This is a genomic window from Nonomuraea sp. LPB2021202275-12-8, from assembly GCF_037044575.1.
Taxonomy (GTDB): Bacteria; Actinomycetota; Actinomycetes; order Streptosporangiales; family Streptosporangiaceae; genus Nonomuraea.
The window spans coordinates 181597-208019 of the sequence record NZ_JBAHWD010000007.1 but is presented as its reverse complement, the minus strand read 5'-3'; the positions used below and the strand labels follow the sequence as shown (position 1 = coordinate 208019).

At 70.1% G+C, this 26423-nt stretch carries 27 protein-coding genes; 19 read left to right on the top strand and 8 right to left on the bottom strand.

Annotation, left to right across the window (positions count from 1 at the left end; translation table 11 throughout):
• Positions 1-5: 5 nt before the first annotated feature.
• Entirely contained in the window at positions 6-1439 is a 1434-nt protein-coding gene (locus tag V5E28_RS16285; protein ID WP_336207731.1) for a CDP-alcohol phosphatidyltransferase family protein, read from the bottom strand.
• 116 nt (positions 1440-1555) lie between these two features.
• Here V5E28_RS16285 and V5E28_RS16280 point away from each other — a divergent pair, with 116 nt between their 5' ends.
• On the top strand, positions 1556-2842 hold the full coding sequence (locus tag V5E28_RS16280) for a bifunctional cytidylyltransferase/SDR family oxidoreductase (RefSeq protein WP_336207730.1): 1287 nt from the start codon (positions 1556-1558) through the stop codon (positions 2840-2842).
• A 3-nt stretch (positions 2843-2845) separates the two neighbouring features.
• Here the strand turns inward: V5E28_RS16280 and V5E28_RS16275 are convergent, their stop codons facing one another.
• Entirely contained in the window at positions 2846-3862 is a 1017-nt protein-coding gene (locus V5E28_RS16275) for a glycosyltransferase family 2 protein (RefSeq protein ID WP_336207729.1), read from the bottom strand.
• Positions 3863-3944: 82 nt separating this feature from the next.
• Here V5E28_RS16275 and V5E28_RS16270 point away from each other — a divergent pair, with 82 nt between their 5' ends.
• The 4 genes from V5E28_RS16270 to V5E28_RS16255 all read left to right on the top strand — a co-directional run bounded on the left by V5E28_RS16270 (position 3945) and on the right by V5E28_RS16255 (position 7550).
• Positions 3945-5387, top strand: a complete 1443-nt coding sequence (locus tag V5E28_RS16270; RefSeq protein WP_336207728.1) for an LCP family protein — start codon at positions 3945-3947, stop codon at positions 5385-5387.
• A gap of 34 nt (positions 5388-5421) precedes the next feature.
• Positions 5422-5769, top strand: coding sequence for an STAS domain-containing protein (locus V5E28_RS16265; RefSeq protein WP_336207727.1), 348 nt, complete (start codon positions 5422-5424; stop codon positions 5767-5769).
• A gap of 96 nt (positions 5770-5865) precedes the next feature.
• Positions 5866-6711, top strand: coding sequence for a GNAT family N-acetyltransferase (locus V5E28_RS16260; protein WP_336207726.1), 846 nt, complete (start codon positions 5866-5868; stop codon positions 6709-6711).
• Positions 6708-7550 (top strand): LLM class flavin-dependent oxidoreductase, encoded by an 843-nt coding sequence (locus V5E28_RS16255; protein WP_336207725.1) that lies wholly within the window; start codon positions 6708-6710, stop codon positions 7548-7550. Before V5E28_RS16260 ends, V5E28_RS16255 begins: the two co-directional genes overlap by 4 nt.
• Positions 7551-7643: 93 nt before the next feature.
• On the opposite strand, the gene V5E28_RS16250 is transcribed toward V5E28_RS16255, so the two are convergent.
• The gene (locus V5E28_RS16250) at positions 7644-8645 is read right to left on the bottom strand and encodes a helix-turn-helix domain-containing protein (protein ID WP_336207724.1); all 1002 of its coding nucleotides are present in this window, start codon (positions 8643-8645) and stop codon (positions 7644-7646) included.
• Positions 8646-8743: 98 nt separating this feature from the next.
• Here V5E28_RS16250 and V5E28_RS16245 point away from each other — a divergent pair, with 98 nt between their 5' ends.
• Both V5E28_RS16245 and V5E28_RS16240 read left to right on the top strand, forming a co-directional pair.
• Positions 8744-9778 (top strand): saccharopine dehydrogenase family protein, encoded by a 1035-nt coding sequence (locus V5E28_RS16245; RefSeq protein ID WP_442945821.1) that lies wholly within the window; start codon positions 8744-8746, stop codon positions 9776-9778.
• Positions 9779-9852: 74 nt separating this feature from the next.
• Positions 9853-10044 (top strand): hypothetical protein, encoded by a 192-nt coding sequence (locus V5E28_RS16240; RefSeq protein ID WP_336207723.1) that lies wholly within the window; start codon positions 9853-9855, stop codon positions 10042-10044.
• Between the two features lie 108 nt (positions 10045-10152).
• Here V5E28_RS16240 and V5E28_RS16235 read toward each other — a convergent pair whose 3' ends face one another.
• Together V5E28_RS16235 and V5E28_RS16230 are read right to left on the bottom strand one after the other, a co-directional pair.
• On the bottom strand, positions 10153-10317 hold the full coding sequence (locus tag V5E28_RS16235; protein WP_336207722.1) for a hypothetical protein: 165 nt from the start codon (positions 10315-10317) through the stop codon (positions 10153-10155).
• Between the two features lie 101 nt (positions 10318-10418).
• Entirely contained in the window at positions 10419-11876 is a 1458-nt protein-coding gene (locus tag V5E28_RS16230; RefSeq protein WP_336207721.1) for an ATP-binding protein, read from the bottom strand.
• Positions 11877-12056: 180 nt separating this feature from the next.
• On the opposite strand from V5E28_RS16230, the gene V5E28_RS16225 reads away from it, so the two are divergent.
• Positions 12057-12956 carry an ABC transporter ATP-binding protein gene (locus V5E28_RS16225; protein WP_336207720.1) on the top strand — a complete coding sequence of 300 codons (900 nt, stop codon included), beginning with the start codon at positions 12057-12059 and terminating at the stop codon, positions 12954-12956.
• Positions 12953-13741 carry an ABC transporter permease gene (locus V5E28_RS16220; RefSeq protein WP_336207719.1) on the top strand — a complete coding sequence of 263 codons (789 nt, stop codon included), beginning with the start codon at positions 12953-12955 and terminating at the stop codon, positions 13739-13741. Before V5E28_RS16225 ends, V5E28_RS16220 begins: the two co-directional genes overlap by 4 nt.
• Before the next feature lie 47 nt (positions 13742-13788).
• Here V5E28_RS16220 and V5E28_RS16215 read toward each other — a convergent pair whose 3' ends face one another.
• Together V5E28_RS16215 and V5E28_RS16210 are read right to left on the bottom strand one after the other, a co-directional pair.
• Positions 13789-14604: an MBL fold metallo-hydrolase gene (locus tag V5E28_RS16215; RefSeq protein ID WP_336207718.1), complete on the bottom strand. Its 816-nt coding sequence runs from the start codon at positions 14602-14604 to the stop codon at positions 13789-13791.
• A 34-nt stretch (positions 14605-14638) separates the two neighbouring features.
• Positions 14639-14935, bottom strand: a complete 297-nt coding sequence (locus V5E28_RS16210; protein ID WP_336207717.1) for a hypothetical protein — start codon at positions 14933-14935, stop codon at positions 14639-14641.
• Between the two features lie 54 nt (positions 14936-14989).
• Between V5E28_RS16210 and V5E28_RS16205 the strand changes: the two genes are divergently transcribed.
• Positions 14990-15721 carry a MerR family transcriptional regulator gene (locus tag V5E28_RS16205; protein ID WP_336207716.1) on the top strand — a complete coding sequence of 244 codons (732 nt, stop codon included), beginning with the start codon at positions 14990-14992 and terminating at the stop codon, positions 15719-15721.
• Between the two features lie 304 nt (positions 15722-16025).
• Entirely contained in the window at positions 16026-16907 is an 882-nt protein-coding gene (locus V5E28_RS16200) for a PaaX family transcriptional regulator (RefSeq protein WP_336207715.1), read from the top strand.
• A gap of 115 nt (positions 16908-17022) precedes the next feature.
• On the opposite strand, the gene V5E28_RS16195 is transcribed toward V5E28_RS16200, so the two are convergent.
• Positions 17023-17442, bottom strand: coding sequence for a RidA family protein (locus V5E28_RS16195; RefSeq protein WP_336207714.1), 420 nt, complete (start codon positions 17440-17442; stop codon positions 17023-17025).
• Between the two features lie 126 nt (positions 17443-17568).
• On the opposite strand from V5E28_RS16195, the gene V5E28_RS16190 reads away from it, so the two are divergent.
• The 8 genes from V5E28_RS16190 (at position 17569) to V5E28_RS16155 (ending at position 26399) form a co-directional block, all read left to right on the top strand.
• Positions 17569-18390, top strand: coding sequence for a fumarylacetoacetate hydrolase family protein (locus V5E28_RS16190; protein WP_336207713.1), 822 nt, complete (start codon positions 17569-17571; stop codon positions 18388-18390).
• Positions 18391-18399: 9 nt separating this feature from the next.
• Positions 18400-18894 carry a cupin domain-containing protein gene (locus tag V5E28_RS16185; protein WP_336207712.1) on the top strand — a complete coding sequence of 165 codons (495 nt, stop codon included), beginning with the start codon at positions 18400-18402 and terminating at the stop codon, positions 18892-18894.
• Positions 18891-19817, top strand: coding sequence for an acyl-CoA thioesterase (locus tag V5E28_RS16180; RefSeq protein WP_336207711.1), 927 nt, complete (start codon positions 18891-18893; stop codon positions 19815-19817). The genes V5E28_RS16185 and V5E28_RS16180 overlap by 4 nt, the downstream gene beginning before the upstream one ends.
• A 2-nt stretch (positions 19818-19819) precedes the next feature.
• The gene (locus tag V5E28_RS16175; RefSeq protein WP_336207710.1) at positions 19820-21517 is read left to right on the top strand and encodes an AMP-binding protein; all 1698 of its coding nucleotides are present in this window, start codon (positions 19820-19822) and stop codon (positions 21515-21517) included.
• 31 nt (positions 21518-21548) lie between these two features.
• Positions 21549-23927: a bifunctional salicylyl-CoA 5-hydroxylase/oxidoreductase gene (locus V5E28_RS16170; RefSeq protein ID WP_336207709.1), complete on the top strand. Its 2379-nt coding sequence runs from the start codon at positions 21549-21551 to the stop codon at positions 23925-23927.
• Entirely contained in the window at positions 23905-24387 is a 483-nt protein-coding gene (locus tag V5E28_RS16165) for an acyl-CoA thioesterase (protein WP_336207708.1), read from the top strand. Before V5E28_RS16170 ends, V5E28_RS16165 begins: the two co-directional genes overlap by 23 nt.
• Before the next feature lie 112 nt (positions 24388-24499).
• Positions 24500-24946, top strand: a complete 447-nt coding sequence (locus V5E28_RS16160) for a hypothetical protein (protein ID WP_336207707.1) — start codon at positions 24500-24502, stop codon at positions 24944-24946.
• Positions 24947-25100: 154 nt separating this feature from the next.
• Complete coding sequence (locus tag V5E28_RS16155) at positions 25101-26399, top strand: LamG-like jellyroll fold domain-containing protein (RefSeq protein WP_336207706.1); 1299 nt, start codon at positions 25101-25103, stop codon at positions 26397-26399.
• Positions 26400-26423 lie beyond the last annotated feature (24 nt).

Here is a 26423-nt window from a genome sequence, read left to right as displayed (position 1 = left end):
CGAGATCATTCTACCGACCTCACGATTCGCCCGGCGAGTTGGTACAAAGCGGCCACGCTCCCCCAGCCGAGCAGCGCGAGGAAGGTCACCCGGGCGTTGAACAGGACAGCGGTGACGGCGATCAGGGCCATCCGCTCGCCGATCGGCAGCACGATCGCCTTCCTCAGCCAGTGGACGACGCTGCCGCGCTCCATCCGCTGGGCGAACCTGAGCACGCCCTGCCTGGGGACGCGGCGGCGGCCCGCGTCGGCCGGCTCCAGCAGCGAGCGCACCGGTCTGGCCCACGTCGCGCCGACCCGGCCGGCGTCCGCGACCGATCCCGCGTAGGAGAAGTGGAGGGAGTGCCGTACGGACTGAAGGATCATCGCGGCGACGGCGAGGAACCAGATCCCGGCCGGGTTGCCGCTCGGGAACGGCTGGACCGCGACGTAGCCGTAGGCCAGCCCGACGTAGACGACGTACTCCTTGAGCCGGTCGGCCATGCCGTCGGCCCACGCGCCGAGCGGCGAGAAGCTGCGCGTGTAGCGGGCGAGCTGGCCGTCGAGGCAGTCGAGCACGAACGACAGATAGAGCAGCACGGCTCCGAGCAGCCGACCGCCGAGGGTGCCGGCCGAGAACCACACCGCCGACAGCACCGCCAGGCCGATCGAGATGCCGGTGACGGAGTTGGGGGTGAGCTTGAGCGCGGCGGCGGGCCGGATCAGGTAGCGCGACCAGGACGAGACGAAGAACGTGGCGAAGAAGCCGTCGCCGGACTTGACCGAGCCGTCGAGGCGGACCCGCGCCTCGTCGACGTCGGCGAGCCTGCTCACGGCGGTGTCGGCGGAAGCCTGGCCGGTCACCCGGTTGCAGTGCAGCTCGCCGAGCGCCGCGGCGCGTACGCGCACGCCGGACCTGACCAGCCCGACCAGCAGCAGGTCGACCGCCTCCACCGGGGTGACCGGGCCGAGCCTGCCTGCCTCGGCCAGCTCGGCCAGCTCCTCGGCGACGTCGGCGAGTGTGGCCAGATCGGCCTCGCCGGCCTGCAACACGCCGGCGAAGGAGGCGTTGGCCTCGGGGACGGTGTGGAAGGAGCTGCCCGCGGCAGCGATCTTCCCGCCCTCGATCCGCACCGGGGGGCGCATCGGCCCGCCCGCCGCGCCGCCTGCGACCAGCGCCCGCGTGTCGTGCGCGGGATGCTCCAGGAGCGCGGCCAGCGCCTCGGTGTGGGCGACGACGTCGGCGGGCAGCACGGCCACGGCTCCGGAGGAGACGCGTGCGATCTTGGCGATGCCGCGCAGGTCGGCGGCCAGCCCGCCGCCGGCGGAGACCACCTGGACGTCGCGGATGGGCAGCTCGGCGAGCTGGTCGGCGAGCCGGTCGAGCAGCGTGCCGTCCGCGCAGGAGAGCCTGCAGGCCGGTGTCGTGGCGAGCAGGACCACGGAGGTGGTGGTGCTCACGCGGGTCATTGAGTCAGGCAAAGCGCAGGTCCTCCCGTTCGCAGAGGGAGTGCGTGGACTCAGAGTAGCGACAGGTACACGCGAAATCACGGAAGCCGGACCGTTACCCTCGAAGTATGAATTCTCGGCTGAGCTCCGTCGGGGTGGTCCTCGCGGGCGGCGTTGGGCAGCGGGTCGGGCTCGGTACTCCCAAGCAGCTCATCAAGATCGCCGGAAGGACGATCCTGGAGCACACGATCGCCCTGTTCGACGGCTCACCCGAGATCGACGAGGTGGTCGTGCTCATGACGCCGGGGTTCGCCGAGCCTGTCAGGGAGCTCGTCCGGCGGGGCGGTTTCGACAAGGTCGTCCAGATCGTCGACGGCGGCGCCAGCCGCACGGAGAGCACCTGGCGGGCGCTTCGGGCGCTGGGCGAGCGGGAGTGCAACGTGCTGCTGCACGACGCTGTACGCCCCCTCCTGGAGCCCCGGATCATCACCGAGTGTGTTCGGGCGCTGGAGAGGCATTCGGCCGTGGAGGTGGCGATTCCGAGCTCCGACACGGTCCTGGTGGCGGGACACGGGCCCGGCGGCGAGGAGATCGTGGCGGACGTCCTCGACCGGTCGCGGCTGCGGCGCGCGCAGACGCCGCAGGGATTCCGGCTCTCCGTCATCAGGCGGGCCTACGAGCTGGCGCTGGCCGACCCCGAGTTCGGCACCCGGCCGGCCACCGACGACTGCGGCGTGGTGCTGCGTTACCTGCCCGACGTGCCGATCTTCCTGGTGCCGGGCAGCGAGCGGAACATGAAGGTCACGCATCCTGTCGACGTGTCCATCGCGGAGCGGCTGCTGCGGCTCGCCGCCGCGGGCGCGCCCGCCGTCACGCCGGACGGCTACCGGCAGGCGCTGGCCGGCAGGACCGTGGTGGTCTTCGGCGCCGACGGCGAGTTCGCGCGGCTGGCCGGGGAGCACGGCGCGCGCGTGCTCGCCTTCCCGCGCGACGAGGTGAGCGTTGCGGAGCCGGAAGCGGTGGCGAAGGCGCTGGCCGGCGCCGGCGCGGTCGACTACGTCGTCCACCTGGCGGACGTGCCGCGCGGCGGCGCGCTGGCCGAGGTCGGCGACGAGGTCGTGGCCGAGACCGTGGGCGCCGGTTACCTCGGAGCGATCAACGTCGCCCGAGCGGCGCATCCCCACCTGCGCGAGAGCGGCGGCCGCCTGCTGCTGCGCACGGCCGCCGGCGACACGGGCCTGGCCTCCTCGACCAGGGCTGCCGTGGCCTGTCTGGTCAGGTCTCTGGCCGAGGAGTGGGCCGCCGACGGCGTCGGAGTCTGCTGCGTCAACCCCTCCGAGCAGGCGCACGCGGTCGCGCTGGCCTGCCTGGACGGGCTGGTCGCCGGCATGACCGGCCAGGTCGTCGACGCCTGACGGTCAGCGGGGCGCGCGGGCGAGCCTTCGCGGGCTCGTCAGGAAGCCCCACCCCCATGACATGTGCATGGCGGCGTAGACGAGCGGCAGCCTGACCTTGGCCGCGGTGGGCAGGCCGCTGCCGGTCAGCGCCGAGCCGGCCACGATGGCCGCCACGTAGCCCCCGGGGATGACGAGCCCGAGCGGGAAGACCGGCGAGACCAGCACGCCGAGCAGCATGGCCAGCACCGCGGCGGGAGGCGCGAGATAGCGCAGGTTGATGGTGCCCTCGTGGGTCCGGGAGACCACCCGCCGCCACCTGCCGTAGTGGAAGTACTGCTTGGCCAGCGCCTTGACGTTGGGCCGCGGACGGTAGGAGACGCGCATGCGCGGCTGGAACCAGACGAGTCCGCCGGTCCGGCGGATGCGGTGGTTCATCTCCCAGTCTTGGGCCCGCTGGAAGTGCTCGTCGTAGCCGCCGACCCGGTCGAGCGCCGAGCGCCGGAAGACGCCCAGATAGACCGTGTCGGCGGGGCCGGCGGTGCCTCCCACGTGGAAGGCCGCGGCGCCGACCCCGATCTTGGAGGTCATGGCGCGGGCTACGGCCTGCTCGAAGGGCGTGACGCCCTCCGCCGCCATGATCCCGCCGACGTTGTCGGCTCCGGTCTCGGCCAGCGTCTCGACGGCGACCCTCAGGTAGTCGGCGGGCAGCATGGCGTGCCCGTCGACCCTGGCGATGATGCCGTTGCGGGAGGCCGCGATCGCGGCGTTGAGCGCGTTGGGGGTGCGGCCTGTCGGGTTGGGCACGACGGTCACCCGGCGGTCGGACGCGGCGATGGCGTCGGCGACCTCCTGGGTGCGGTCGTGGGACGGGCCCACGGCGAGGACGACCTCGATCTCACCCGGGTAGTGCTGGGCGAGGACCTGGTCGACGGCTTCGCGTAGGTGCCGCTCCTCGTTGAGGACCGGCATGACGACGGAGATGGGCGGCCAGCCGCGCGTCTCCGCTGGCGCGTGCGGCGAGTCGGGGAACTGCTTCATGGCGGGGCTCACGCTACTGTACGGGCAGGGGAGGAAGGCAATCGAAAGCCCAATCCTCCGGGCATCACAGAGGGGGACGGCAATGCGCGACCCGAGCGAGGAGGACGCCGGGGTGCACGTGGGCGGGGACGCCTACGGCGGCGTCAGGCTCGCCGGCGGCCGTCCGCGCAAGCCACGCAAGAGCGCCAGGGCGCGGCGTCGCAACGCGATCGTCGGCGGCCTGCTCTCGGCCGGCGTCCTGGTCGGCACCGGGGTGGTCTGGGCGACCCCGCGCCAGATCGGCTCGGTCGACGCCGGCGTCTCGCAGACGGCTCCCCGCGGGGCCGAGAACATCCTGCTCGTCGGGGTGGACAAGCGCGACGACCTCACCCGCAAGAAGCAGAACGAGCTCAAGCTCGGCCGCGAGGCCGGGCAGCGCACCGACACCATGATGGTCATCCACCTGTCGGAGGACCACAGCAAGGCGACGGTGGTGAGCCTGCCGCGCGACACCTGGACGACCGTTCCCGGCCAGGGCGATCACAAGATCAACTCGGCCTACCAGTTCGGCGGGCCCAAGCTCGCCCTGCAGACCGTCAAGCAGGCCACCGGCCTGGAGATCCACCGCTACATCGAGGTCAACGTCCTCGGCTTCGTCGACGTGGTCGACTCGCTCGGCGGCGTCACCGTGTGCACCCCGGTGGCGATCAACGATCCCAAGACCGGCCTCAACCTCGCCGCCGGGACCCACGAGCTCATGGGCGTCCAGGCGCTCGGCTACGCCCGCACCCGTGCCACCGCCCGTTCCGACCTCGACCGCATCGACCGGCAGCAGCAGGTCATCTCGGCGCTGCTGGACCGGGCGCTGAGCGCCGGCACGCTGGCCAACCCGGCCAAGCTCGCCTCCTTCGTCAACACCACGCTCGGCACCGTCAAGGTCGATCCCGACGACGGGCTGCTCGGGCTGGCCGCCCAGCTCAGGGACGTCAAGCTGGACAATGTGCAGTTCGCGGACGTGCCGCTGGCCGACGTCGACTTCAAGACCCCCACCGGCGAGTCGGCGGTGCTGTGGGACAAGCAGGCGGCCCGCGAGATGTTCCGCCGCATCGAGGCCGACGAGGACCTGGCCAAGCCCACCCCCACGGCGTCACCGTCGGCCAAGGCGTCTGCCAAGGCCACCATCCCGCCGCAGCGGATCTCGCTCAAGGTGCTCAACGGCACGCCGATCAACGGTCTCGGCGCCCGCACCAGGACGGCTCTGATCGCCTACGGGTTCCAGGTGCCGGATCAGGCGGGCAACACCCCTCGCAAGGACTTCGCGAAGACGCTCGTGCGTTACGGCGCCGGCCGCGAGGATTCGGCGCGCACGGTGGCCGCCGCCATTCCCGGCGCCGAGCTTCGCCAGGCCGACATCAACGGCATCGAAGTGGTCACGGGCAGCGACCAGCCGAAGGTCGCCAAGCCGAAGTCCACCTCCTCACCGTCGGCCAAGCCCAGCGTTACCCCGACAACTCAAACGGCGACTCAGAACATATGTAAGAAATAGGTATAACTATTCGCAGCCCGGGCACGTTAGCCCCATGGTGGTCAGATATTGGCAGGAGGATTTCTGCACGGTGCTGCACATCGCGGGCGATCTCGACGTCTCCGGTGCACCACGCCTGCGGGCCGAAATCGAGCAGGCGCTGGCCTCGGCCGACCCGGTCAGACTGGTCATCGACCTGACCGAGGTGCCGTTCTGCGACTCGGTGGGCCTCGGCGTGCTGGTGTCCACGCTCAACCGCGTGCAGCACGCCCGCGGCAGGATGATCCTGGTGCTGGGGCCCGGGATGATCAGGCATCTGCTGACGATCACCAACCTCGACAGGCACTTCGAGACGAGCTCCTCGATCGGAGAGGCACGCGCCGCGCTGGGCGAGGCCGCCTGACCGCTGCGCGACACGCCGCCAGGGTGCGAGACGATGTCCTCGACATCCCGGCACCCCTCCCCGCGGCCTGCGAAACCCGGGGAGAGCCCTTCAGGCGTGGAGGCTCTCGCGTTGTTCGACCAGTTCCCCGAACCCGCCCGATCCCAGCTCGTGTCCGCCCATGAGGAGGGCCGGACCCGGCCGGAGTGGTGCTTCGTGGCGGGGCGGACACGGCTGGCGTTCTGGGCGCCGTTCCGCGGCGCCGAGCCGGTCATCACCTGGCAGTTCGAGCCGGGTCCCGACCCCGCCGCCGCCTCCCGGCTGCTCCGCCATGGCCTGGAGTCCGCAGCACTGAGCAAGATCATCCACGACATCTCGCTTCCGCCCGGCCTGACACCGGTCGTCGACCGGGCGGTCGAGCACCAGGCCCTGCTCGGGGCCGGGTTCGGGATGGAGGTCGAGCGCCTCCTGCTCGAATGGCAGGCGGGCGGCGACCTGCCCGACGACCCGGGCAGGCTGCGTTACCGCCCGGCCAGGGAGCTGGCCGCCGAGGAGGTGCTGGACGTGCTGATGCGCATCTCGGAGGGGTCGCTCGACCACGACACGCAGGTCGAGGTGGCCACCTCGGGCGCCGAGCACGAGGCCCGATGGATGTACGACGACCTGCTCAACCGCAAGGCCAAACCCGACTGGTTCGTGGTCGGTTATCTGGACGGCTCACCCGTCGGGCTGGTGGCCCCCGACGACCACTCGATCGCCTACATCGGGGTGGTGCCCGAGCACCGGGGTCACGGCTACGTCAACGACCTGCTGGCCAGGGGCACCCGGACCCTCGCGGAGGCCGGTGTCGAACGGATCGTCGCGGCGACGGACATCGCCAACGCGCCCACCGCGGCGGCGTTCAAGCGAGCCGGATACGCCGAGGTCGGACGCCTGTTCCGCTACTACTGGAGGGCGGCATGAGACTTGGCGTGATGTTCGACCGCGATCTGCCGCCGGAGCAGCTGGTGCCCTTCGCGCGAGCGCTGGACGGCATGCCGGCGGTCCACGACCTGTGGGTGGTGGAGGACCTGGGCTGGACAGGCGGCATCTCCTCCGCGGCGACCGCCCTCGCCGTCACCTCCCGCCTGCGCGTCGGCATCGGCATCACCCCGGCGCCGCTGCGCAACCCGATGCTGCTGGCCATGGAGCTGGCCAACCTCGCCCGCCTCCACCCTGGACGGCTCGCGGCCGGCATCGGCCACGGTGTCCAGGACTGGATGGCCCAGGCGGGCGCGGCGGCGCCCTCACCGCTGGCGCTCCTGGAGGAGACGATCACCGCCGTCCGCGCCCTGCTGCGCGGCGAGACGGTCACCCTGCAGGGCAGGTCCGTCCACCTGGACGGCCTCTCGCTGGTCCATCCCCCGCAGGAGGTCCCGCCGGTGCTGGCGGGCGTGCTCAGCCCCCGCTCGCTGGCGCTGTCGGGCCGGGTGGCGCAGGGCACGATCCTGCCGGAGGGATTCGGGCCGGAGCGGCTCCCGGACGCCCTGGAGCGGATCGGCGCGACCGACGACCACGAGCTGGTGACGTTCACCTACCTCTACGTCGGCGACGACGCGCCCGCGGTCACCCGTGACGTCGCGGCGGGCGTCGCCGAGTTCCTGCGGGTCGCCCCGCAGGAGGTGTCGATGGCCGTCGGCTCAGCGGAGGAGGCGGCGGCGCAGGTCAGGGGCCTGTGGTCGGCGGGCGCCCGCACGGTCGCCGTCCGCCCCATCGGCTCCGACCCGCTCACCCACGTCACCCGGCTGCTGGCCGCCCTCTGACGGACCGTACGCCCCACGTACGGTCCCACCCGCCTCCCGTCTCTCCGATATGGGCCCGCGAGGAAGATGGGGGCTGCTCCGCGGTAGAGGCGCTCACGCCGGAAACGTAGCGGCCTGCCTTCTGCTGATCGTCGCCCTGTCAGTGCCGCCCTCGGCGTGCGAGGTGCGGAAGGTGCGGCGGTAGGTGTCGGGCGGCACGCCGACCGTGCGGTTGAAGTGCCGGCGCAGCGTCGTGCCGGTGCCCATGCCGGTGGCTGCCGCGATCGCCTCGACACTGTCGTCGGTGGTCTCCAGCAGTTCCTGCGCGCGGCGGATCCGCTGGGTCAGCAGCCATTGCAGCGGGGTGGTGCCGGTCACCGACCTGAAACGGCGGCCCAGGTTGCGCGAGCTCATGGCGGCCTGGCGGGCCAGGTCCTCCACGGTCAGCGGATGGTCCAGCCGTTCGATCACCCACGGGAGCAGCTCCGCGAGCGGGTGGTTCTCCTGCGCGGGCACCGGCGAGGTGACGAACTGGGCCTGGCCGCCGGCCCGGTGCGGCGGCACGACCAGGCGGCGCGCGACCGCGTTCGCGACCGCCGAACCGTGGTCGAGGCGGACGAGGTGCAGGCACAGGTCCATCGCGGCGGCCTTGCCTGCTGAGGTGAGCACGCTGCCGTTGTCCACGTAGAGCACGTCCGGATCGACCTTCACCCGGGGATAGCGCGTGGCCAGCACCTCGGTGTGCGCCCAGTGCGTGGTCGCGCCCCGCCCGTCCAGCAGGCCGGCGGCGGCCAGCACGAACGCGCCCGTGCAGAGGGCGGCCACGCGCGCACCCGCCTGGTGGGCCGCGCGCACCGCGTCGATGAGGTCGCCGGGCGGGTCCGCGTCGACATCGCCCCAAGCCGGGACGATCACGGTGTCGGCGCTCGGCAGCCGGTCGAGCCCGTGGTCGGGCTCCAGCCGGAACCTGCCGGCCTGTACGATGCCTGTTCCGCAGCCGATGAGGCGGTACCAGGGGCCGGCCATGCCGGCCGGTGCGGTGCCGAACACCTCGTAGGCCACCGACAGTTCGAAGTGCAGCATCCCGTCGGTGACGGCGACCGCGACAGTCTTCATGTCCGAAATTGTACGAGGCGTGGCGTTCCAGACACTCGTGCGGGACGGCCGCCGCCGCCATGATATTTGCAGTGGAACAACTGAGCACGATGGGGGAAATGATGGGTTCGGGTCAGGCGGTAGCGGTGTACGGCGCGTACGGGCACACCGGGCGCTTCGTGGTGGCGGAGCTGCAGGATCGCGGGTTCGTCCCGGTCCTCTCCGGCCGCGACGCCGGGAAGCTGGAAGCACTGGCGGCGTCCTTTCCAGGGCTCGACGTCCGGCCCGCGTCGGTCGACGATCCGGCGTCGCTCGACCGCGCGCTGGCCGGCACGGCAGCGGTGATCAACAGCGCCGGGCCCTTCGCCGCGACGGCCGCCCCGGTGATCGAGGCGGCGCTGCGCGCCGGCATCCCGTACGTGGACGTGGCGGCCGAGATCGAGGCCAACGCCGACACGTTCGCGCACTTCGCCGAGCGCGCCCGCGCCGCCGGGGCCGTGATCGTCCCCGCGATGGCCTTCTTCGGCGGTCTCGGCGACCTGCTGGCCACCGCCGCGATGGGTGACTGGACGGCCGCCGACGAGGCGCACGTCGCGTACGCGCTGAGCAGCTGGCACCCCACCGCGGGGACGCGCGCCGCGGGCACGGTCTCCCGGGACCGGCGGGACGGGCGGCGGGTCCGCTTCACCAACGGGAAGCTGGAGTACCACCAGGACGCCCTGCCGTCCCTGAAGTGGACGTTTCCCGAGCCGATGGGCGTCCGGCCCGTCATCGGGGAGTTCAGCATGGCCGACGTCGTCACGATTCCCAGCCACCTGGCGGTCCCCGAGGTGCGCTCGTACATGACGGTCGAGGCGGTCGAGGACCTGTCGGCCCCGGACACGCCGGCGCCGGCGGCGGCCGACGAGCGCGGGCGCTCCGACCAGACGTTCCTCGTCGACGTCGTCGTGCGCTCCGGCGGCGCGGAACGGCGCGCCACGGCGAGCGGCCAGGACATCTATGCCATCAGCGCGCCGCTCGCGGTGGAGGCGGTCCGCCGCGTCCTCACCGGTCAGACCAGGACGACCGGGGTCGCCTCCGCCGGGGAGATCTTCGACGCGGCCGACTTCCTCCGCGCGCTGTCCGCGCACCTGTCGTTCGAACTGCGTCAGTAACCGCCGTCGGGGCCCCTCCGCGGTCCCTCATCAACGGCACTTCGGGCAGGCTGCGCATCCTCGGCGAGGACGGCATGATCAGCGGCGAGCGCCTCCGGTCGGCGGACGTCAGGGCACGCACCGGCACGGGAGCGATCAACCTGTCGTTCACCGCACCTCCGGCCAGACTGGACGCTCGCTCCGGGGACGGGCGGGTGACGGTGGCCGTGCCCGAAGGCGCGTACGCCAGGAGCGCGACCGGCGACGTCCGGATCACCGCGAACTAGGCGCCTCGCACCGGCCCCGCTCCTCTTCCCGAGCCCCACAGCGAAGGCGACCGCCGTACGGCGGTCGCCTTTCTCGCCATCCTCGATCAGGAAGTCCGGCCCGCGCCCTCAGTCGTCGTCGCCGTCCTGCTCTTCGTCCGGCCCCTGGGTGTTGACCACGTCCGGGTCGTCGTCACCGTCGTCGCCACCGCCACCGCACGCGCCGGTCAACCCCACGACCGCCACCATGGCCGCCGCGGCCAGCATCGTCTTCCGGCCGGTCCTGCCGATCATGCAACCTCCAGAGTCCTTGCTGTCCGGACGCCGGCAGACGCCCGATCACCCCTGTATCCCGCCCCAAGGCGATCTAACGTGCCACCTCCGATTCGCCACGTTCACCCCCACTGATAGGCCACCGGCCCGTCCGGTCCTGGAAGATCCGGCGGGCCGTCGGCCTCATCGTGGGCCGGCGCGCCCGAGCCGAGGAGCGTGCGGGTCAGCGCCGCGCGCTCTTCGAGCATCCCGTCCAGCGCCCGCTCCAGGAACTCGCCGGTGAGCGCGGTCACCTGTCCCTGCGCCCGCAGCGTGTCGAGCACCGCCCGGCGCAGCAGCTCCTTGAAGAACGATGCCGTCGCGCCCCCCGTCCTGGCCACGACCGGTTCGAGGTCGGCGTCCAGGGGCAGGTCGCGGGCGTAGAGGCGGAGCAGTGCGGCCCGGCCGGTCGCGTCGGGCTTGGGGATCTCCACCGCGAGGTCCACCCGTCCGGGGCGGTCGGCGAGCGCCCGTTCCAGCACCTCGGCCCGGTTCGTGGTGAGCACGAACGTCACGTCGGCGTCGGATCCCACCCCGTCCATGGCGTCGAGCAGCGCGAACAGCAGCGGGTTGCCGTCCTCGGAGTAGGAGCGGTCCTGTGCCACGAGGTCCACGTCCTCCAGCACCACGATCGCGGGCTGCAGCCGCCTGGCCAGCCCCGCCGCCTGGGTGACGAACCTGATGGCCGACCCGGTCATCACGATGACCGTGCATCCGGTCATCCGCGCCATCAGGTAGCGGACGGTGTGGGTCTTGCCCGTACCCGGCGGCCCGTGCAGCAGCAGGCCGCGCTTGAGGTGCTGCCCGTGCTCGCGGAGCCGTACGGCGTGCTCGGCCACCCCCACGATGTGCCGTTCGATCGTCTCCAGCACCCCGTCCGGGAGCACCACCTGATCCGGCCCCAGCTCGGGGCGCGGCAGGAACGTCACCAGGTCGTTGCCCCGGTGCTCGCTCCACTCGAACGACAGGATCTGCCCCTGATAGACGTCGTGCGCGCGCATCAGCCGCTCCACCTCGTCCCGGGTACGGGTGGCACTCGGCCGGTCGGGAGCCAGCACGACCACCTGGCACTGCGGCGACATGTGCTCGCTCGCGCCCCGCAGCCCCAGCACCACCGGCGTCCCCTCGGGGGAACGTGTCAGCACCAGCCCGAGCGAGATCACCTCGGTCGTCTCGTCGGGCCCCACCGCGGCCGTCTCGTAGTCGACCGCGCCCGGCTCGAACCGCTCCCACCCTCGCGTCGCGCTCGCCAGCATGTTGACGAAGTCGGTGTGCTCCCGCCCCTGCCCCGCCACCCCGAACCAATCGGCATGGGCGCTGTGCTCCGCCAGATAGGCGTCCACTCCCCGTTGGATGTTGACGTGCTCCCAGGCGGGGAACGTCGCCACCACGTTCACCACATATTGCAGATCACACCCGAGATGCCCCACGACCCGGGCCACTAATTCCGGCGGCTCTTTTCCCGCCGTCAGGCTGAGATGCGCGTCCTGCACCAATTCGCTCAGCGCCCGCGCCAGCTCCCTGGCTTCACCGATATCCATCCCCTCACCCTGACAGAACCGGTCGTATCGCACCTCTGATTAATGCGTTCCACGTGCGAAAAGGGACGCCGGAGCGGGCACCGTATAGACAATCTCCATAGAGGAGATCTTGACTAAGGGTGCACATGCGCCACTCGGGTGTGTCCGGGCTCCGTCATCCATCTCCAGAGGGACTGGAAAATGATCGAAATAACGGGCTTGACCAAACGCTATGGCAATAAGACAGCGGTGGACGGATTGACGTTCAGTGTCCAGCCCGGGCAGGTCACCGGGTTTCTCGGGCCCAACGGCGCGGGCAAGTCGACGACCATGAGGGCCATCCTCGGCCTGGACCGGCCGGACGCGGGCAGCGTGACTGTCAACGGCCGCGGCTACGTCGGCCTGTCCAGGCCGATGCACGAGGTGGGGGCGCTGCTGGATGCCCGCGCCGTGCATCCCCGGCGTACGGCGCGCAACCACCTGCTGTGCATCGCCCAGACCAACGGGATCCCCGCCGGGCGCGTGGACGAGGTGCTGCGCCTGGTCGGGCTGGAATCGGTGGCACGCATGCGGGCCGGCGGCTTCTCCCTGGGCATGGGCCAGCGGCTCGGCATCGCGGTGGCGTTACTCGGGGACCCGAAGGTGCTGTTGTTCGACGAACCGGTCAACGGCCTCGATCCCGAGGGCATCAAGTGGATCCGCGAGTTGATGCGCGGCCTGGCCGCGGAGGACCGCACCGTCCTGGTCTCCAGCCATCTGATGAGCGAGATGGCGCAGACCGCCGACCATCTCATCGTGATCGGCAGGGGCAAGCTGATCGCGGACATCGGGATCAGCGAGTTCGTCCGGCAGGGGCAGAACGTGCTGGTGCGGGCCGACGAGCACGAACTGCTCACCCGTCGCCTGACCGAGGCCGGCGCCACCGTTCTGCCGGGAGCCGACGGCGCGCTCATCGTCACCGGTCTGGAGGCCGGCAAGATCGGCAGGGCCGCGCTGGACGCCGGGGTGGCGCTGACGGAGCTGACGCCACAGCGCTCCCTTGAGCAGGCGTACATGGACCTGACCCGTGACAGCGTCGAGTTCCACGCGAGCGCGGCATGAGCGCGGCCTTCGCGGACACGATCCGCTCTGAGTGGACCAAGTTCCGCACGATCCCGGCCAACATCCCCACGTTGCTGTCCGCCGTGGCGCTGATGGTGGGCGCGGGCGCCCTCACCGCCAACGGCGCCGCCGAGAACTACCAGGCGAACTCCCAGGCGGCCAGAGCGCTGTTCGACCCCACCTACATCAGCATGTACGGCGGATTCCTGTTCGCTCAGATCACCGTGGGCGCGCTGGGCGTCCTGATGGTGACCCACGAGTACGCCACCGGCCTGATCCGCACCAGCGCGACCGTGGTCCCGCGGCGCGGCCGGCTGCTGACCGCCAAGACGGCGACGTACGGGCTGGTGGCGCTCGTGATGGGCTGGGTGTCCAGCTTCGGGGCGTACTTCCTCGGGCAGACGGTGATCGGCGCGGGCGGCGGCCCCACCGCCACGCTCGGCCAGCCGGGAGTCCTGCGCGCCGTCGTCGGGATGGGCCTGATCTGGGCGCTGGTCGGCCTGCTCGGCGTGGCACTGGGCATCCTGCTGCGGGCCACCATGGCCGCCACGACCGTGCTGGTGGCGGTGAACTTCATCATCCCCGTCATCGGGCCCCGGCTCATGCCGGATGCGGTCGGCGAATGGGTGACCACCTACTGGCCCATCTCGGCCGGCCTCCAGATCACCACCACCGTGCAGAATCCCGACCGGATGCCGCCGTGGACGGGGCTGGGGGTGCTTGCCGCCTTCACCGCGGTGCTGCTGGTCGCGGCGTTCGCTCTGTTCCGCTCGCGCGACACCTGATCAGGCCGGGACGTGGCTCTCCTTCGCTGGAGGGCCATGTCCGGCTATCAGAGTCCGTTTGCTCGCTTTCGGTGGGATTCGAACTCCCAGGGGTCGTGGGCGCTGACGAGCGAGACCTCGTCTCCGTGGCGGCGGACCAGTTCGCGCAGCCGGGCCTGGGTGCCGACCCTCAGGTCGTGGTGAACCTCCGAGCTGGTCTGCACCAGGTCCAGGAGCGGGTGCGGGTGGGGGTCCTCGTCGAGCTCGCGGTGGTAGTAGTAGGCGTCGCCGCAGTGCAGGATCCAGCGGTCGCCGTCGTGCACCGCGACACCGGTGTGGCCGTCGGTGTGGCCGCCGAGCGGGACCAGGCGGATCTCCGGCGGAAGGCCCTTGGCCCGCAGGGAGGTGAAGCCGAACCAGTCCTCGCCGGAGTCCGCCGGGTAGGTCACCCAGTGCGGGTCGTGCGCCCAGTGGGCCGGGCGGTAACGGAAGCTGGGCGCCTGGCCGAGCGCCGCCTCCAGTTCGGCGGCCAGCACGTGGACCCGCGCCTCACGGAAGTCCGGGAGGCCGCCGCAGTGGTCCACGTCGAGGTGGGTCACGATGATGTGGCGTACGTCGGCAGGGTCGTACCCCAGCCGGGCCACCTGCCGGATGGCGGTCTCGTCCTCGTCCAGCACGGGCTGGGACAACTCGACCCAGTCTGCGCCGAGGGTGTCGCCGGGGTTGCGCACGTCGTCCAGGCCGAGACCGGTCTCGACGAGGACCAGCCCGTCGGAGTCGGTCTCGATCAGCAGGCAGTGGTTGACGGCGTGCGCGGGGGCCAGGCCAGGGTAGGTGGGTTCGATCTGTCGCACGGACCCGCAGTTGAGGTGATGGATCTGCATGGCCGCCAGCTTGCTACTTGAAGCGTGGTTCAAGTCAAGGGGCCGTGGTGGGCGAACCGCTGGACCTCGCCCCCGGGCTCAGCAGTCTCTCCAGCTTCTCGCCGGCCTCCTCGAACCCGGCATCCGAGATCCGTTGCAGCTCGCGCAGGTCACCCGCCGCGACCGCGCGTCGCGTAAGCAGGAACCCGGCGTGCATGGATCCCTCGTCCAGCAACTCGCTCAGCGCCTCGAGGTCGCCGTCGGCATCGGCGAGGTCGGCCAGCCGGTCCAGGGCGGTCTCGTTGCCTTCGTCGGCCAGCTCGCGCAGGGTCTCCCGGTCGAAATTCTCCATGACACCATGATGCGACCTTGCCCCTGGGGAAAGGTCAAATGCGACCATGGCTGTGTGATCACCATCGGGCAGCTCGCGAAGTACGTCGGGGTGTCGACCAAGACGATCCGCGTCTACCACGACAAGGGGCTGCTCCCGGAGCCCGGCCGCGACGCCTCCGGCTACCGCCGATACGATGCCGGCCACGCCATCGAGCTGATCAAGATCCGAACCCTCGCCGAGGCCGGTGTCCCCCTGGCCCGCATCCGGGACCTGAGGTCCGCAACCGACGAAGAGCTCCGGCAATCCCTCCACGAGATCGACACCGATCTCAGCGCCCGCATCCGTGACCTGCGGGCAACCCAGCAGCGCCTGCGACAACTCGCTGACGGGCAACTCCAGGTGCTGCCCGCCGAGGTCGGCAGCCACGTCGAACAGCTGACCCGCCTGGGGTTCACCAGGCGATGGGCAGCACTGCAGCACGACCTGTGGATCCTGGTGTTCGCCACCCACCCGGACACCGCGATCACCCTGTTCCATGACCAAGCCCAAATTCTGGCCGACCCGACCTTGCGGCAACTCTTCCTCGACTACGACCAGGCGTACGACCTCGACCCCCACGACCCCCGCATCGACGACCTCGCCCGCCGCATCATCCAGGCCACCCGCGACCGATACGGAGCCGATGACCTGCCCGGACAGGACGTCAGCACCGAGATCCCCGCACTCATCCAAGGAGCTGTCAACGCCTCCTCCCCAGCGTGGCAACGGCTCGACACCCTCATCCGCGAACACCTGGCCACCTGACCTCAACACCCTGGCGCAGTTAGCGAAAGGAGACGGATCATGGCGACGTATCGCGTCCGATCTGCTCTGGAGCGAAAGCCGTGACGCCTGAGACGCAGGCCGCAGCCGTCGCGCACGACGGCTTCGTCACGTACGACGAGCTCAGCGCGGGGTCGATGCGTGGTGAATACGCGCTGGTAGCGCGCGCAAGGGCTGGGAACCCGGCACGTTCACTGACGTGGCCCGTAATTGGCGTTGCGTGGTTCGACCGGTCCGCCAGGACATGTCGTGAAAGCAGTTGGACGGGTGGCGTTATCGTGTCTCCGTGACGACGCTCAGCAGTGCGACCGAAGCCTCGGAATCGAGATCCACACGACCCCGGGCCTTCATCGTCACGATCTACGGGCTGTACGCGCGCGAGGTAGGCGGCTGGATCAGCGTCTCCGCTCTGATCCAGTTGATGGGGCAGCTCGAGGTCGATGCGCCGTCGGTGCGTTCGGCCATCTCCCGGTTGAAGCGCCGGGGCCTGCTCGAGGCGCGGAAGGCCAACGGGTCGGCCGGGTACGGCCTGTCCCAGCAGGCCCGAGAGATCTTGGACGAGGGCGATCAGCGGATCTTCGGCCGCCGGCGTGCCGAACTGGCGGACGGATGGTTGCTCGCGGTCTTCAGCGTCCCGGAGGCGCAGCGGCAGCAGCGGCATCTGCTGCGGTCGCGGCTGAGCTGGCTCGGGTTCGGCGTGACGGCGTCGGGGGTGTGGATCGCGCCGCACTACCTGTACGAGGAGACCCGTGAGGTGCTGGAGCGCCACGACCTGTCGGGTTATGTGGATCTGTTCCGCGCCGACTATCTGGCCTTCGGGGACGTCTCCGAACTGGTGGCCCAGTGGTGGGATCTGGAAGGGCTGCAACGGCTTTACGACGAGTTTCTGAGCTCGTTCTTCCCGGTGCGGGACCGCTGGCGGCAAGGCGGCGCCGGCAGTGACGCCGAGGCTTTCGGCGACTATGCGCGGGTGCTGACCGAGTGGCGACGACTGCCGTTCCTCGATCCGGGGCTGGCGCCGGAACTCCTGCCGCCCGACTGGCACGGGGCGCGCGCGGCGGCGTTGTTCGACGAGTTGAGGGAGAGGCTGACCGAGCGCGCGCACCGCTTCGCCAGCTCGGTGATCGAAGAACACAAGGGCCGCCCCGCGGCGGCGGATCAGCTGTAGAGCGGGTTGTTCGGGCCTGCCTGTCCGCACCCGTCATCGGTGACCGGGCTGTCAGATGACGGCTGCGGAACGGCGAACGGCATGAAACCGGGGACTGCGTCTTCTTCCAGGAGATCTACGGTCTGTCTGTGATGAGCCGGTCCTCCGGGATGACAGCCACTCCCAGGATCTCGATCATCGCCTCCGGCTGCCACAGGGCGGTGCAGCCGATGCCTGCCATGGCCGGGTAGACGGGCCCGGCGAGCTCGCGCCAGACACGGCCGATCTCCCTGCCGTGCGCTTGGTAGTCGGGAATGTCGGTCAGATACAGCGTGATGCTGACCAGGTCCTCCGGCCGGCCCCCCACCTCCCGGAGCGTGGTGAGGACGTTGCCGAAGGCCTGGCGGAACTGCTCGACGATGCCGCCTTCGACGATCTTCATGTTCTTGTCGAGTGCGGTCTGGCCGCCGAGATGCAGCGTGTTGCCGGCCAGGGTTCCGTGCGAGTAGCCGCTCGGAACCGGCAGTTGGGCCGGGTTGACAGGAATCGGGGTCATCACGCCTCCGTCGAGTCACGGTCCGCGCTGCCCCAGGCAGCCACGGTCTGGGTATTGACTTTATATGACGTCCGTGAAAAAAACGCTATACGCTACTCAGTGAGACGTCCAGTGGGAGGCACGAGGATGAGGTTCGCCACGTTGACCGAGGTCGGTGGCCGTACGACGGCAGCCGTCAGCTTGGACGGCGGCTGGCACCGGCTGCCGGCGCCGGATTTGTCGGCCTACCTCGCGGCGTTCCACGACCGGCCGGTGACCGACCTGCTCGGCGAGGAGGTCCAGGGCGCCCGCGCGGCACTGCCCCTGCCCGCGCCGGGCAAGGTGGTCTGCTGCGGTCTGAACTACGCCGACCACATCACCGAAACGGGACGTGAGCTGCCCACCCATCCCACCCTCTTCGCCAAGTACGCCGACACGCTGACCGGTCCGACCGAAGAGATCCGGTTGCCAGCCGGTCTCGACGTGGACTGGGAGGCCGAACTGGCCGTGGTCGTGGGCACCGAGATCCGCGGCGCCGACCGAAGCGAGGCCGCCGCCGCGATCTGGGGGTACACGGTCGCGAACGACGTGTCGGTCCGCGACTGGCAGCGCAGGACCCTCCAGTGGTTCCAGGGCAAGGCGTGGGACCGCACCACGCCCATCGGCCCGGTCGTCGTCACCGCGGACGAGATCGATCCGGCCGCGGGTCTTCAGGTGGTATGCCGGGTCGACGGCGTGGAACGCCAGCGTGACAACACCCGCTCGCTCGTCTTCGACGCCCCCTCGCTGGTGGCGTACGTGTCGACGTTCACCCGCCTGCGACCTGGCGACCTGGTGCTCACCGGGACGCCGGGCGGCGTGGGGATGGGGATGACGCCTCCGGCCTATCTCACGGACGGCGCCGTCCTCGAAACCGAGATCTCCGGCATCGGCGTTCTGCGCAACCGGATCGCGTTCACCAAGGATTAGGAGTCGATCATGCAGCCGACCGAGGGAGACCTCAGCAACTTCCGCCTGGAGGGCGACAACTCCATGTATGCCACCGAGAGCGGCCTGGTCGTCCCGGTCGTCACCCGAGGTGGGCTGGAGTCCGCTCTGACCGGCCAGTCGGAAGGCGCCTCGCGCATCGCCGGTGTGAGCCCTCAGCACACGCCGGCGACCCGGATCTGGTTCGGGAAGGTCAGCAACGAACCCGGGTACCGCTCGGCCCCGCACCACCATGGCGAGGCTGAGACCGGTGGATACGTCCTGTCCGGCCGGGCACGCATCTACTTCGGGGAGAAGTACGAGGACTACACCGACATGGAGGAAGGCGATTGGGTGTTCGTCCCGCCCTTCATGCCGCACGTCGAGTGCAACCTGGACCGCAACCGGCCGCTCACCTGGATGACCGCCCGCACGCCCGACAACATCGTCGTCAACCTCGCCGACGTCGCGGACGAGGCGCTGAGCGACTGGGTGAACCGGCCGTGACGGCCCCCGCCGGGCACGGCGCGGTGCCCACGTCTGAAATGTTCGCGGCAGCCGTCACCCTGAAGGAGGCCGAGCCGGAGCACCACGACGTGGCCTTCACCGCGGTGACCCAGCCCTGCCCCTGGCCCAAGGCCTACGGTGGCGACCTGGTGGCCGCGGCCGCGGCTGCGGCCATGCGCACGGTCCCGGAGAGCGGCAAGACGCTGCACTCGATGCACTCCTACTTCATGCGCCCGGCCGACATCGGCGCCGAAGTCCGCTACGAGGTGGAGGTGCTCCGCGACGGTCGCGGCTACAGCACGCGGCAGGTCCGCGGCTACCAGAACGGACGGCCCGTCTACGTGGCGCTCGCTTCGTTCGCCGCCGGCGAGCCGAGCGGCACCTTCGCCGTACGACCTCCCGAGGCACCGGATCCGGACACGCTGCCGTCCTCGGCCGCATACCTCGAGGAGCGGTCCGGCGGGACGATGACGCAGGAGTCGAAGGCGTACTGGAGCGGTGGACGCAGTTTCGACATGCGCCACGTCCCCGGGCCCGTCTACCTGACCGTCGACGGAGACCCGACACCCCACCAGGCCGTCTGGGTGAAGCCGTACGACGACCTGCGACCGGTCGAGGGCCTGACCCGTACGCAGCGCGACCTCGCCGCACTCTCCTACGTCTGCGACTACACCATCCTCGAACCGGTGCTGCGCGTGCTCGGTCTGCCGTGGGCTCAGCCCGGACTGGTCACCGCGAGCCTGGACCATGCGATGTGGTTCCACCGGGCGCCGGGCGAAGGAGTCGTCGACAACTGGTTGCTCTACGCGCAGGAGGCCGTCTCCGCCGGATCCGGACGCGGCGTCGGGCTCGGACGCTTCTTCACCCGCGACGGAGAACACCTTGCCACGGTCGTCCAGGAGGGCATGATCCGCGCGTCCTGATCATGGATCGTTCCCCCGAACTGCTGCTGGCCGCCGACGCGGCTCCGGAAGGGCCTCCGATGCAACTCTCACCCACCTCCCACACCGACACCTTCGCCCGCGATCACCTGCCGCCGATCACGCAGTGGCCGCGGCTGGAATTCACGACCGATCTCCTCGAGTATCCGGACCGCCTCAACGCGGCCGGGGAGATCATCGACGCCTCCGTCGCGGCTTTCGGCCCCGATCGACCGGCGATCCGTACCGACGCGGGCGAGATGTGGACCTACGGCGACCTCCAGCGGCGCACCAACCAGGTCGCCCAGGTCCTCGTCGAGGACCTCGGCCTCGTACCCGGCAACCGGGTGCTGCTCCGGTCCCCCAACAACCCCTGGGCGGTCGCCTGCTGGCTCGGGACGCTGAAGGCCGGAGGCGTCGTCGTCACGACGATGTCAGCGCTGCGCGCCCGCGACCTCGCCCCCGTGCTCGCCAAGTCCCAGCCGACGATCGCGCTGGTCGACCACCGGTACGTGGAGGACGCGGAGGCCGTGCGCGACAGCGACGCCCCCGGCCTGACGGTCGTGCCGTTCGGCGGCTCCGGCGACGACGACCTCATCGCACGCTGCGCGGTCAAGCCGGGCGAGTTCACCGGCGTTCCCACCGCCGCCGACGACGTCGCGCTCTGCGGGCCGACCTCGGGCAGCACGGGCGCCCCCAAGATCACCACCCACTTCCACCGCGACATCCTGTCCATCGACAACACCTTCGGCCGGGGCGTCCTCCGGCTCACGCCCGATGACGTGGTCGCCTGCACAGCCCCCCTGGCGTTCACCTTCGGTCTTGGAATGCTCGTGGTGTTCCCGCTCAGGGCCGGTGCCTGTGCGTTCCTCGTGGAAAGCGCGACACCGGCGCAGCTCGCGAACCTCGTCGAGGAGCACCGGGTCACGGTGCTGGCCACCGCGCCGACTGCCTACAAGCAGATCCTGAAGGCGGGCGAGATCGCCAAACTACGCGGCCTCCGCGCGGCGGTGAGCGCCGGCGAGCACATCTCGCAGGACATCTGGGAACAGGTCGAGGCGGCCATCGGACTCAAGATCATCGACGGTATCGGGGCCACGGAGATGTTGCACATCTTCATCTCCGCGGCCGGCGACGACATCCGGCCCGGAGCGACGGGCAAGCCGGTTCCCGGATTCCGGGCGACCATTCTCGGCCCGGGCGGTGAGGAACTGCCCGCCGGCGCCGAGGGCCGCCTGGCCGTGATCGGCCCGGTCGGCTGTCGCTACCTGGACGACCCGCACCAGGCGACGTACGTCGTCGACGGCTGGAACGTCACCGGTGACACCTTCTACCGGGACGAGGACGGCTACTTCTACTACTGCGCACGCACCGACAACATGATCGTTTCCTCGGGTTACAACATCGGTGGTCCCGAGGTCGAGGCGGCCATCAACACCCACCCGGACGTGATCGAGTCCGCGGTCGTCGCCGAGCCGCACCCCGAGCGGGGATCGATCGTGTGCGCGTTCGTCGTGCTCAGGGACGGCGCCGACGGCGACGCGGCGAAGGCCAAGGAGATCCAGGACTACGTCAAGCAGCAGCTGGCGCCGTACAAGTATCCGCGCGATGTCCGCTTCTGTACGTCGCTCCCGCGCAACCCCAGCGGGAAGCTCCAGCACTTCGTCCTCCGGGAGCTCATCGAAGAGGAGCAGGGCCGGTGACGTCGCCGACTCGCAGTGAGAGGAAGACCCGTTGAAGATCGCAATCGTCGGCGGCGGCCCCGGTGGTCTCTACTTCGCGGCGTTGATGAAGCAGCTGGACCCGGCCCACGAGATCACCGTCTGGGAGCGCAACGCGCCGGACGACACCTTCGGGTTCGGCGTCGTCTTCTCCGACGAGACGCTGGGAGGCATCGAGAACGCCGACACCGTCATCCACGACCAGATGGCCCGTCGCTTCGCCCGCTGGACCGACATCGACATCGAGTTCAACGGCCACGCCTTCACGGTGGGCGGACAGGGCTTCGCGGCGATGAGCCGGAAGGAGCTTCTGCACCTGCTGCAGCAGCGCGCCGCGGACCTGGGCGTGACCGTCCACTACGAGACCGAGGCGCCGGATGCCGACGAGCTCCGCGCCGCGAACGACCTCGTCGTGGCGGCCGACGGCCTCAACTCGAGGATTCGCACCAAGTACGCGGACATCTTCGCCCCCTCGCTCGACCACCGGCGGAACAAGTACATCTGGCTGGGCACCGACCTCGTGTTCGAAGCTTTCCAGTTCTTCGTCAAGCAGACGGAGTGGGGCACCATGCAGATCCACGGGTACCCCTACTCCGCGAGCGGCTCGACCTTCATCGTCGAGATGCACGAGGACGTGTGGCGTCGCGCGGGATTCGACGCGACCGAGAGCGAGTCGTTCGCCCCTGGAGTATCGGACGAGAACGCGGTCGAGAAGATCAAGACGATTTTCGCCGACGAGCTCGCCGGGCACCAGGTCCTCACCAACAACTCCAAGTGGCTCAACTTCACGACCGTTCGCAACGAGTGCTGGCACGACGGCAACGTCGTGCTCCTCGGGGACGCCGCGCACACCGCGCACTTCTCCATCGGGTCGGGCACGAAGCTCGCGATGGAGGACGCCCTCGCGCTGGCGGCGTGCCTGCACGAGCACCCGTCGCTCGGCGAGGCGCTGGAGGCGTACCAGTCGGAGCGCAAGCCCGTGGTGGAGTCGACCCAGCGCGCGGCGCAGGCCTCGCTGGAGTGGTTCGAGAACATCGGGATCTACTCCGGCCAGGATCCCGTCCAGTTCTGCTTCAACCTGCTGACCCGATCGCGACGGATCACCTTTGAGAACCTCAAGGACCGCGACCCGGAGTTCGCCCACCGCGTCGAGCAGGCGTTCGCCGCCGCGGCCGGGGCGGATGAGGTCGCTCCGGCGATGTTCCAGCCGGTCGACATCGGGCCGCTGCGGTTGAAGAACCGGGTGATCGTGTCGCCGATGGACATGTACTCCGCGGAGGAGGGCGTGCCCGACGACTTCCACCTCGTGCACCTTGGCTCCAAGGCACTGGGCGGAGCCGGGCTCGTGATGACCGAGATGGTCTGCGTCTCCCCCGAGGGGAGGATCACCCCCGGCTGCACCGGCCTGTGGAACGACACGCAGCGTGACGCCTACCGCCGGGTGACCGACTTCGTGCACTCGCGGACCACGGCGAGGATCGGCCTCCAGCTCGGCCACGCGGGGCGCAAGGGCTCCACCAGGCTGATGTGGGAGGGCATCGATCAGCCCCTCGCCGAGGACAACTGGGAGGTCATCGGCCCGTCCGCGCTGCCGTACGGGAAGAAGTGCCACCTGCCTCGCGAGGCCGACCGCGACGACATGGACAAGGTGGTGGCCGACTTCGTCGCCGCCGCGGAACGCGGCGTCGCGGCCGGCTTCGACCTCATCGAGATCCACGCCGCGCACGGCTACCTCCTTTCCGCCTTCCTCTCACCGGTGGCCAACAAGCGGACCGACGCCTACGGCGGTTCCTTGGCCAACCGGCTGCGGTTCCCCCTGGAGGTCTTCGACGCCGTACGCGCGGCCGTACCCGAGGAGATCCCGGTGACGGTCCGCATCTCGGCGACCGACTGGATGCCGGACGGCAACACCTCGCAGGACGCGGTCGAGATCGCCCGAGCCTTCGTCGCGCACGGGGCGGCGGCCATCGACGTGTCGTCGGGCCAGGTGACCCAGGAGGAGCAGCCGGCGTTCGGGCGCTCCTACCAAACGCCGTTCGCCGACCAGATCCGCCGGCTCGTCGCCGAGCCGGCAGGCGTGAAGGTCATCGCCGTGGGCGCCATCTCCTCCTACGACGATGTGAACTCCATCCTGCTGGCCGGACGGGCGGACCTGTGCGCCCTGGGGCGGACCCACCTCTACGACCCCCAGTGGACCCTGCACGCCGCGGCCGAGCAGGAGTATCGAGGCGAAGGCGCCGGGTGGCCGATCCAGTTCCGCGCGGGAAGCCGGAAGCCTCCGTCGTCGCGCACCGACAAGGTCGCGCCGCGCCTGGCGCTCCTGCGGCGCCAGGCGGACCAGCACATCCACGTCCGATGGAAGCCGGGGCGTGAGCACACTCTCGTTTCATGATCGGAACAACGCCTTGCTGACTCCGCGCGGTATCCACCGCACCCGGGTGGAATGGATCGACACCGACGCGGCAGGGATCTACCACAACTCCGCCGTCGTCCGGTACGTCGAGGCCGCGGAGGCCGAGCTCATGCGGGCCCGCGGACTCCTCGAGTACTTCCCCCGGGCGCCGCGGGTCCGTTACGAGGTCGAGTTCGCGGCGCCCCTCCGGTTCGGGCAGGAGGTGACAGCGGTCGTCGAGCTCGACCGGATCGGGACCACCTCGATGTCGTTCGTCTTCGACGTGTGGGGCGAGGAGCTCCCCGGCCGCCCGCGGGTGCGGGCCGCGTTCGGACGCTACGGCACGGTGCACGTCGGCAGCGGGCACGACGGCGAGGTCGCGGCTCGCAGCACACCATGGCCGGCCGCGTGGGTGGATGCACTCCAGCGCCCGCAAGGACAGCGGCCCCCGCCCTCGTGACGGGTCGCCCGACGGTTCCGGCGCCCCCTGGCGTCGGCGGGAAAACCGTTCGATCATGCTGACAAGCAGTGGATACGCTTGCGGTTTTCGCGGAACAATCGTGGAGGCGGCTGTGGCGATGCCGAAGAAGGGCTCGCGGCTCATCACCGTCGACGGCACTGCCTACCGCTGGCGTGTCAGCCACCGGCCGACATACAGCCAGGACAACAGCTCGAGTCCGCTCAGATTCGCCGTTGAGCGAGCCGAGGAGCCGGGAGACGTTCTCGTGGTGTCGCTCCCCTGCGCCCGGCCGGACAACTGGGACGGAGAGCGCACGGTCATCGTCCGTCCCGTCCTCGTCAGCGGATGCGTCCGGCGGGCCGTCGAACAAGGATGGAACGCGGGACGACCAGGCTCGGGATTCCCCCTCGCCGTCACCGAGGACGAGCTGGCCGCGTTCCTGGGCGGACCGCCGCAGTACCTGATCCCCTTCCTCTGGGGCATGATCCCGGAAGGCGGCGGCATCCGAGACCTCCCTCGCTGCACTCAGATCTGGAGCCGGGACGAGCCGAGCACGTAGGGAGGCAGTCCCTCTCCGCCGAGGACGAGCGCGCACCGACATACCGCCGCCTCCTAGCTTTGTGCGTTCAAGCACAGGACCTAGGAATGGGCGAGGCACTCAAGTCATGCGTAGACGGCTCAGCAAGGCACGCCGGCGAACCCTCGTGGCGGGAATGAGCACCGTGCTGGTGGCGGCGATCGCGAGCGTCCACGGACCCGCGACGGCGACCGCGAACGTCCAGCAATCCGTGGCGGCCCAGCCCGGAGGTCTGAGCGCCTACGACGAGCTGGTCCTGTCGCACGGGCCTGCCGCCTACTGGCGGCTGTCGCACCCGTCCCACGGTACGGAGACCGACCGGGCCGGCAACGGGTACAAGGGCACCTTCCACAATGTCACCAGCTCGGTTCAGCTTCCCAACCGGGACGGCGCCTCGGTATTCAACGGATCATCCGGATACTTCGAGGTGCCCAACGCCGGCAAGTTCCACATCTCCACGACCGGCAAGTTCACCGTGGAGGCATGGATCAGGCCGCACACCTTGCAGTTCCCCAACGAGGAGCACACCGGCTACGTCTACTTCCTGGGGAAGGGCACGAAGTCGAACAGCGGCGGCGACCAGGAGTGGGCGGGCCGGATGTACTCCAAGGTCACCGATGACAACCGCCCCAACCGGATCTCCGGGTACGCCTGGAACCTCGCCGGCGGCTACGGCGCCGGAGCGGGCTTCCAGGAGACCGTGAAGGTCAACGAGTGGATGCACGTCGCGTTCACCTTCGACACCTCCGAAGGCGAGTACGGCAAGGTGCGCATCTATCGCAACGGCGTGCTCAAGGGCTCCTCGAATCTGGTCTTCCGCCCCGGCCAACCTGACGAGGTCATCGTGAAGCCCAAGCCCGGATCGGCCCCCGTCCGAGTCGGGACCCGCAGCAAGGCGTCCTGGTTCAAGGGCGCCGTCGGAAAGTTCGCGATCTACAACCGGGCGCTCACGAACAAGGAGCTCGCGACCCACTATGCCGCGATGACCGCGGCGAACACGCCGGACTTCAACGCCGACGGCGTGGGTGACATCTTCTCGGCCAAGACCGGATCGCTGGACCCCTGGACCGGCAGGGGGGCCAACAACTTCTGGGGCAGAACCCGCATCGGAGACGGCTGGGCCGGCTTCACCCGGCCGATCGCGGGCGACTTCGACGACGACGGGCGCACCGACCTGATCGCCGCCGAGAAGAGCACGGGCCTGCTGCACGTCTGGAACGGCGAAGGCGGCAACCAGTTCACCACCCCGGTGAAGCTCGGGCCAGGCTGGACACCGTACGCGGACACGCTGACGTCCGTGGGCGACATCAACCAGGACGGCCACACCGACATCGCGGCCGTCCACAACGACACGCTGTACCTCTGGAACGGCCTGGGCGGCAACCGGTTCGCAAGCGTGAAGACCGTCGGTCCCGGCTGGACGCCGTACTTCTGACCCGATCTCGGCTCGTCGGCGTCT

Bases quoted from the DNA above. Each gene is read 5' to 3' on its own strand.
- V5E28_RS16250 (WP_336207724.1), bottom strand. From the start codon at position 8,645: ATGAAGACTGTCGCGGTCGCCGTCACCGACGGGATGCTGCACTTCGAA.
- V5E28_RS16255 (WP_336207725.1), top strand. From the start codon at position 6,708: ATGAGACTTGGCGTGATGTTCGACCGCGATCTGCCGCCGGAGCAGCTG.
- V5E28_RS16210 (WP_336207717.1), bottom strand. From the start codon at position 14,935: ATGGAGAATTTCGACCGGGAGACCCTGCGCGAGCTGGCCGACGAAGGC.
- V5E28_RS16280 (WP_336207730.1), top strand. From the start codon at position 1,556: ATGAATTCTCGGCTGAGCTCCGTCGGGGTGGTCCTCGCGGGCGGCGTT.
- V5E28_RS16215 (WP_336207718.1), bottom strand. From the start codon at position 14,604: ATGCAGATCCATCACCTCAACTGCGGGTCCGTGCGACAGATCGAACCC.
- V5E28_RS16245 (WP_442945821.1), top strand. From the start codon at position 8,744: ATGATGGGTTCGGGTCAGGCGGTAGCGGTGTACGGCGCGTACGGGCAC.
- V5E28_RS16270 (WP_336207728.1), top strand. From the start codon at position 3,945: ATGCGCGACCCGAGCGAGGAGGACGCCGGGGTGCACGTGGGCGGGGAC.
- V5E28_RS16220 (WP_336207719.1), top strand. From the start codon at position 12,953: ATGAGCGCGGCCTTCGCGGACACGATCCGCTCTGAGTGGACCAAGTTC.
- V5E28_RS16190 (WP_336207713.1), top strand. From the start codon at position 17,569: ATGAGGTTCGCCACGTTGACCGAGGTCGGTGGCCGTACGACGGCAGCC.
- V5E28_RS16185 (WP_336207712.1), top strand. From the start codon at position 18,400: ATGCAGCCGACCGAGGGAGACCTCAGCAACTTCCGCCTGGAGGGCGAC.
- V5E28_RS16235 (WP_336207722.1), bottom strand. From the start codon at position 10,317: ATGATCGGCAGGACCGGCCGGAAGACGATGCTGGCCGCGGCGGCCATG.
- V5E28_RS16230 (WP_336207721.1), bottom strand. From the start codon at position 11,876: ATGGATATCGGTGAAGCCAGGGAGCTGGCGCGGGCGCTGAGCGAATTG.
- V5E28_RS16155 (WP_336207706.1), top strand. From the start codon at position 25,101: ATGAGCACCGTGCTGGTGGCGGCGATCGCGAGCGTCCACGGACCCGCG.
- V5E28_RS16175 (WP_336207710.1), top strand. From the start codon at position 19,820: ATGGATCGTTCCCCCGAACTGCTGCTGGCCGCCGACGCGGCTCCGGAA.
- V5E28_RS16240 (WP_336207723.1), top strand. From the start codon at position 9,853: ATGATCAGCGGCGAGCGCCTCCGGTCGGCGGACGTCAGGGCACGCACC.
- V5E28_RS16265 (WP_336207727.1), top strand. From the start codon at position 5,422: ATGGTGGTCAGATATTGGCAGGAGGATTTCTGCACGGTGCTGCACATC.
- V5E28_RS16275 (WP_336207729.1), bottom strand. From the start codon at position 3,862: ATGAAGCAGTTCCCCGACTCGCCGCACGCGCCAGCGGAGACGCGCGGC.
- V5E28_RS16195 (WP_336207714.1), bottom strand. From the start codon at position 17,442: ATGACCCCGATTCCTGTCAACCCGGCCCAACTGCCGGTTCCGAGCGGC.
- V5E28_RS16225 (WP_336207720.1), top strand. From the start codon at position 12,057: ATGATCGAAATAACGGGCTTGACCAAACGCTATGGCAATAAGACAGCG.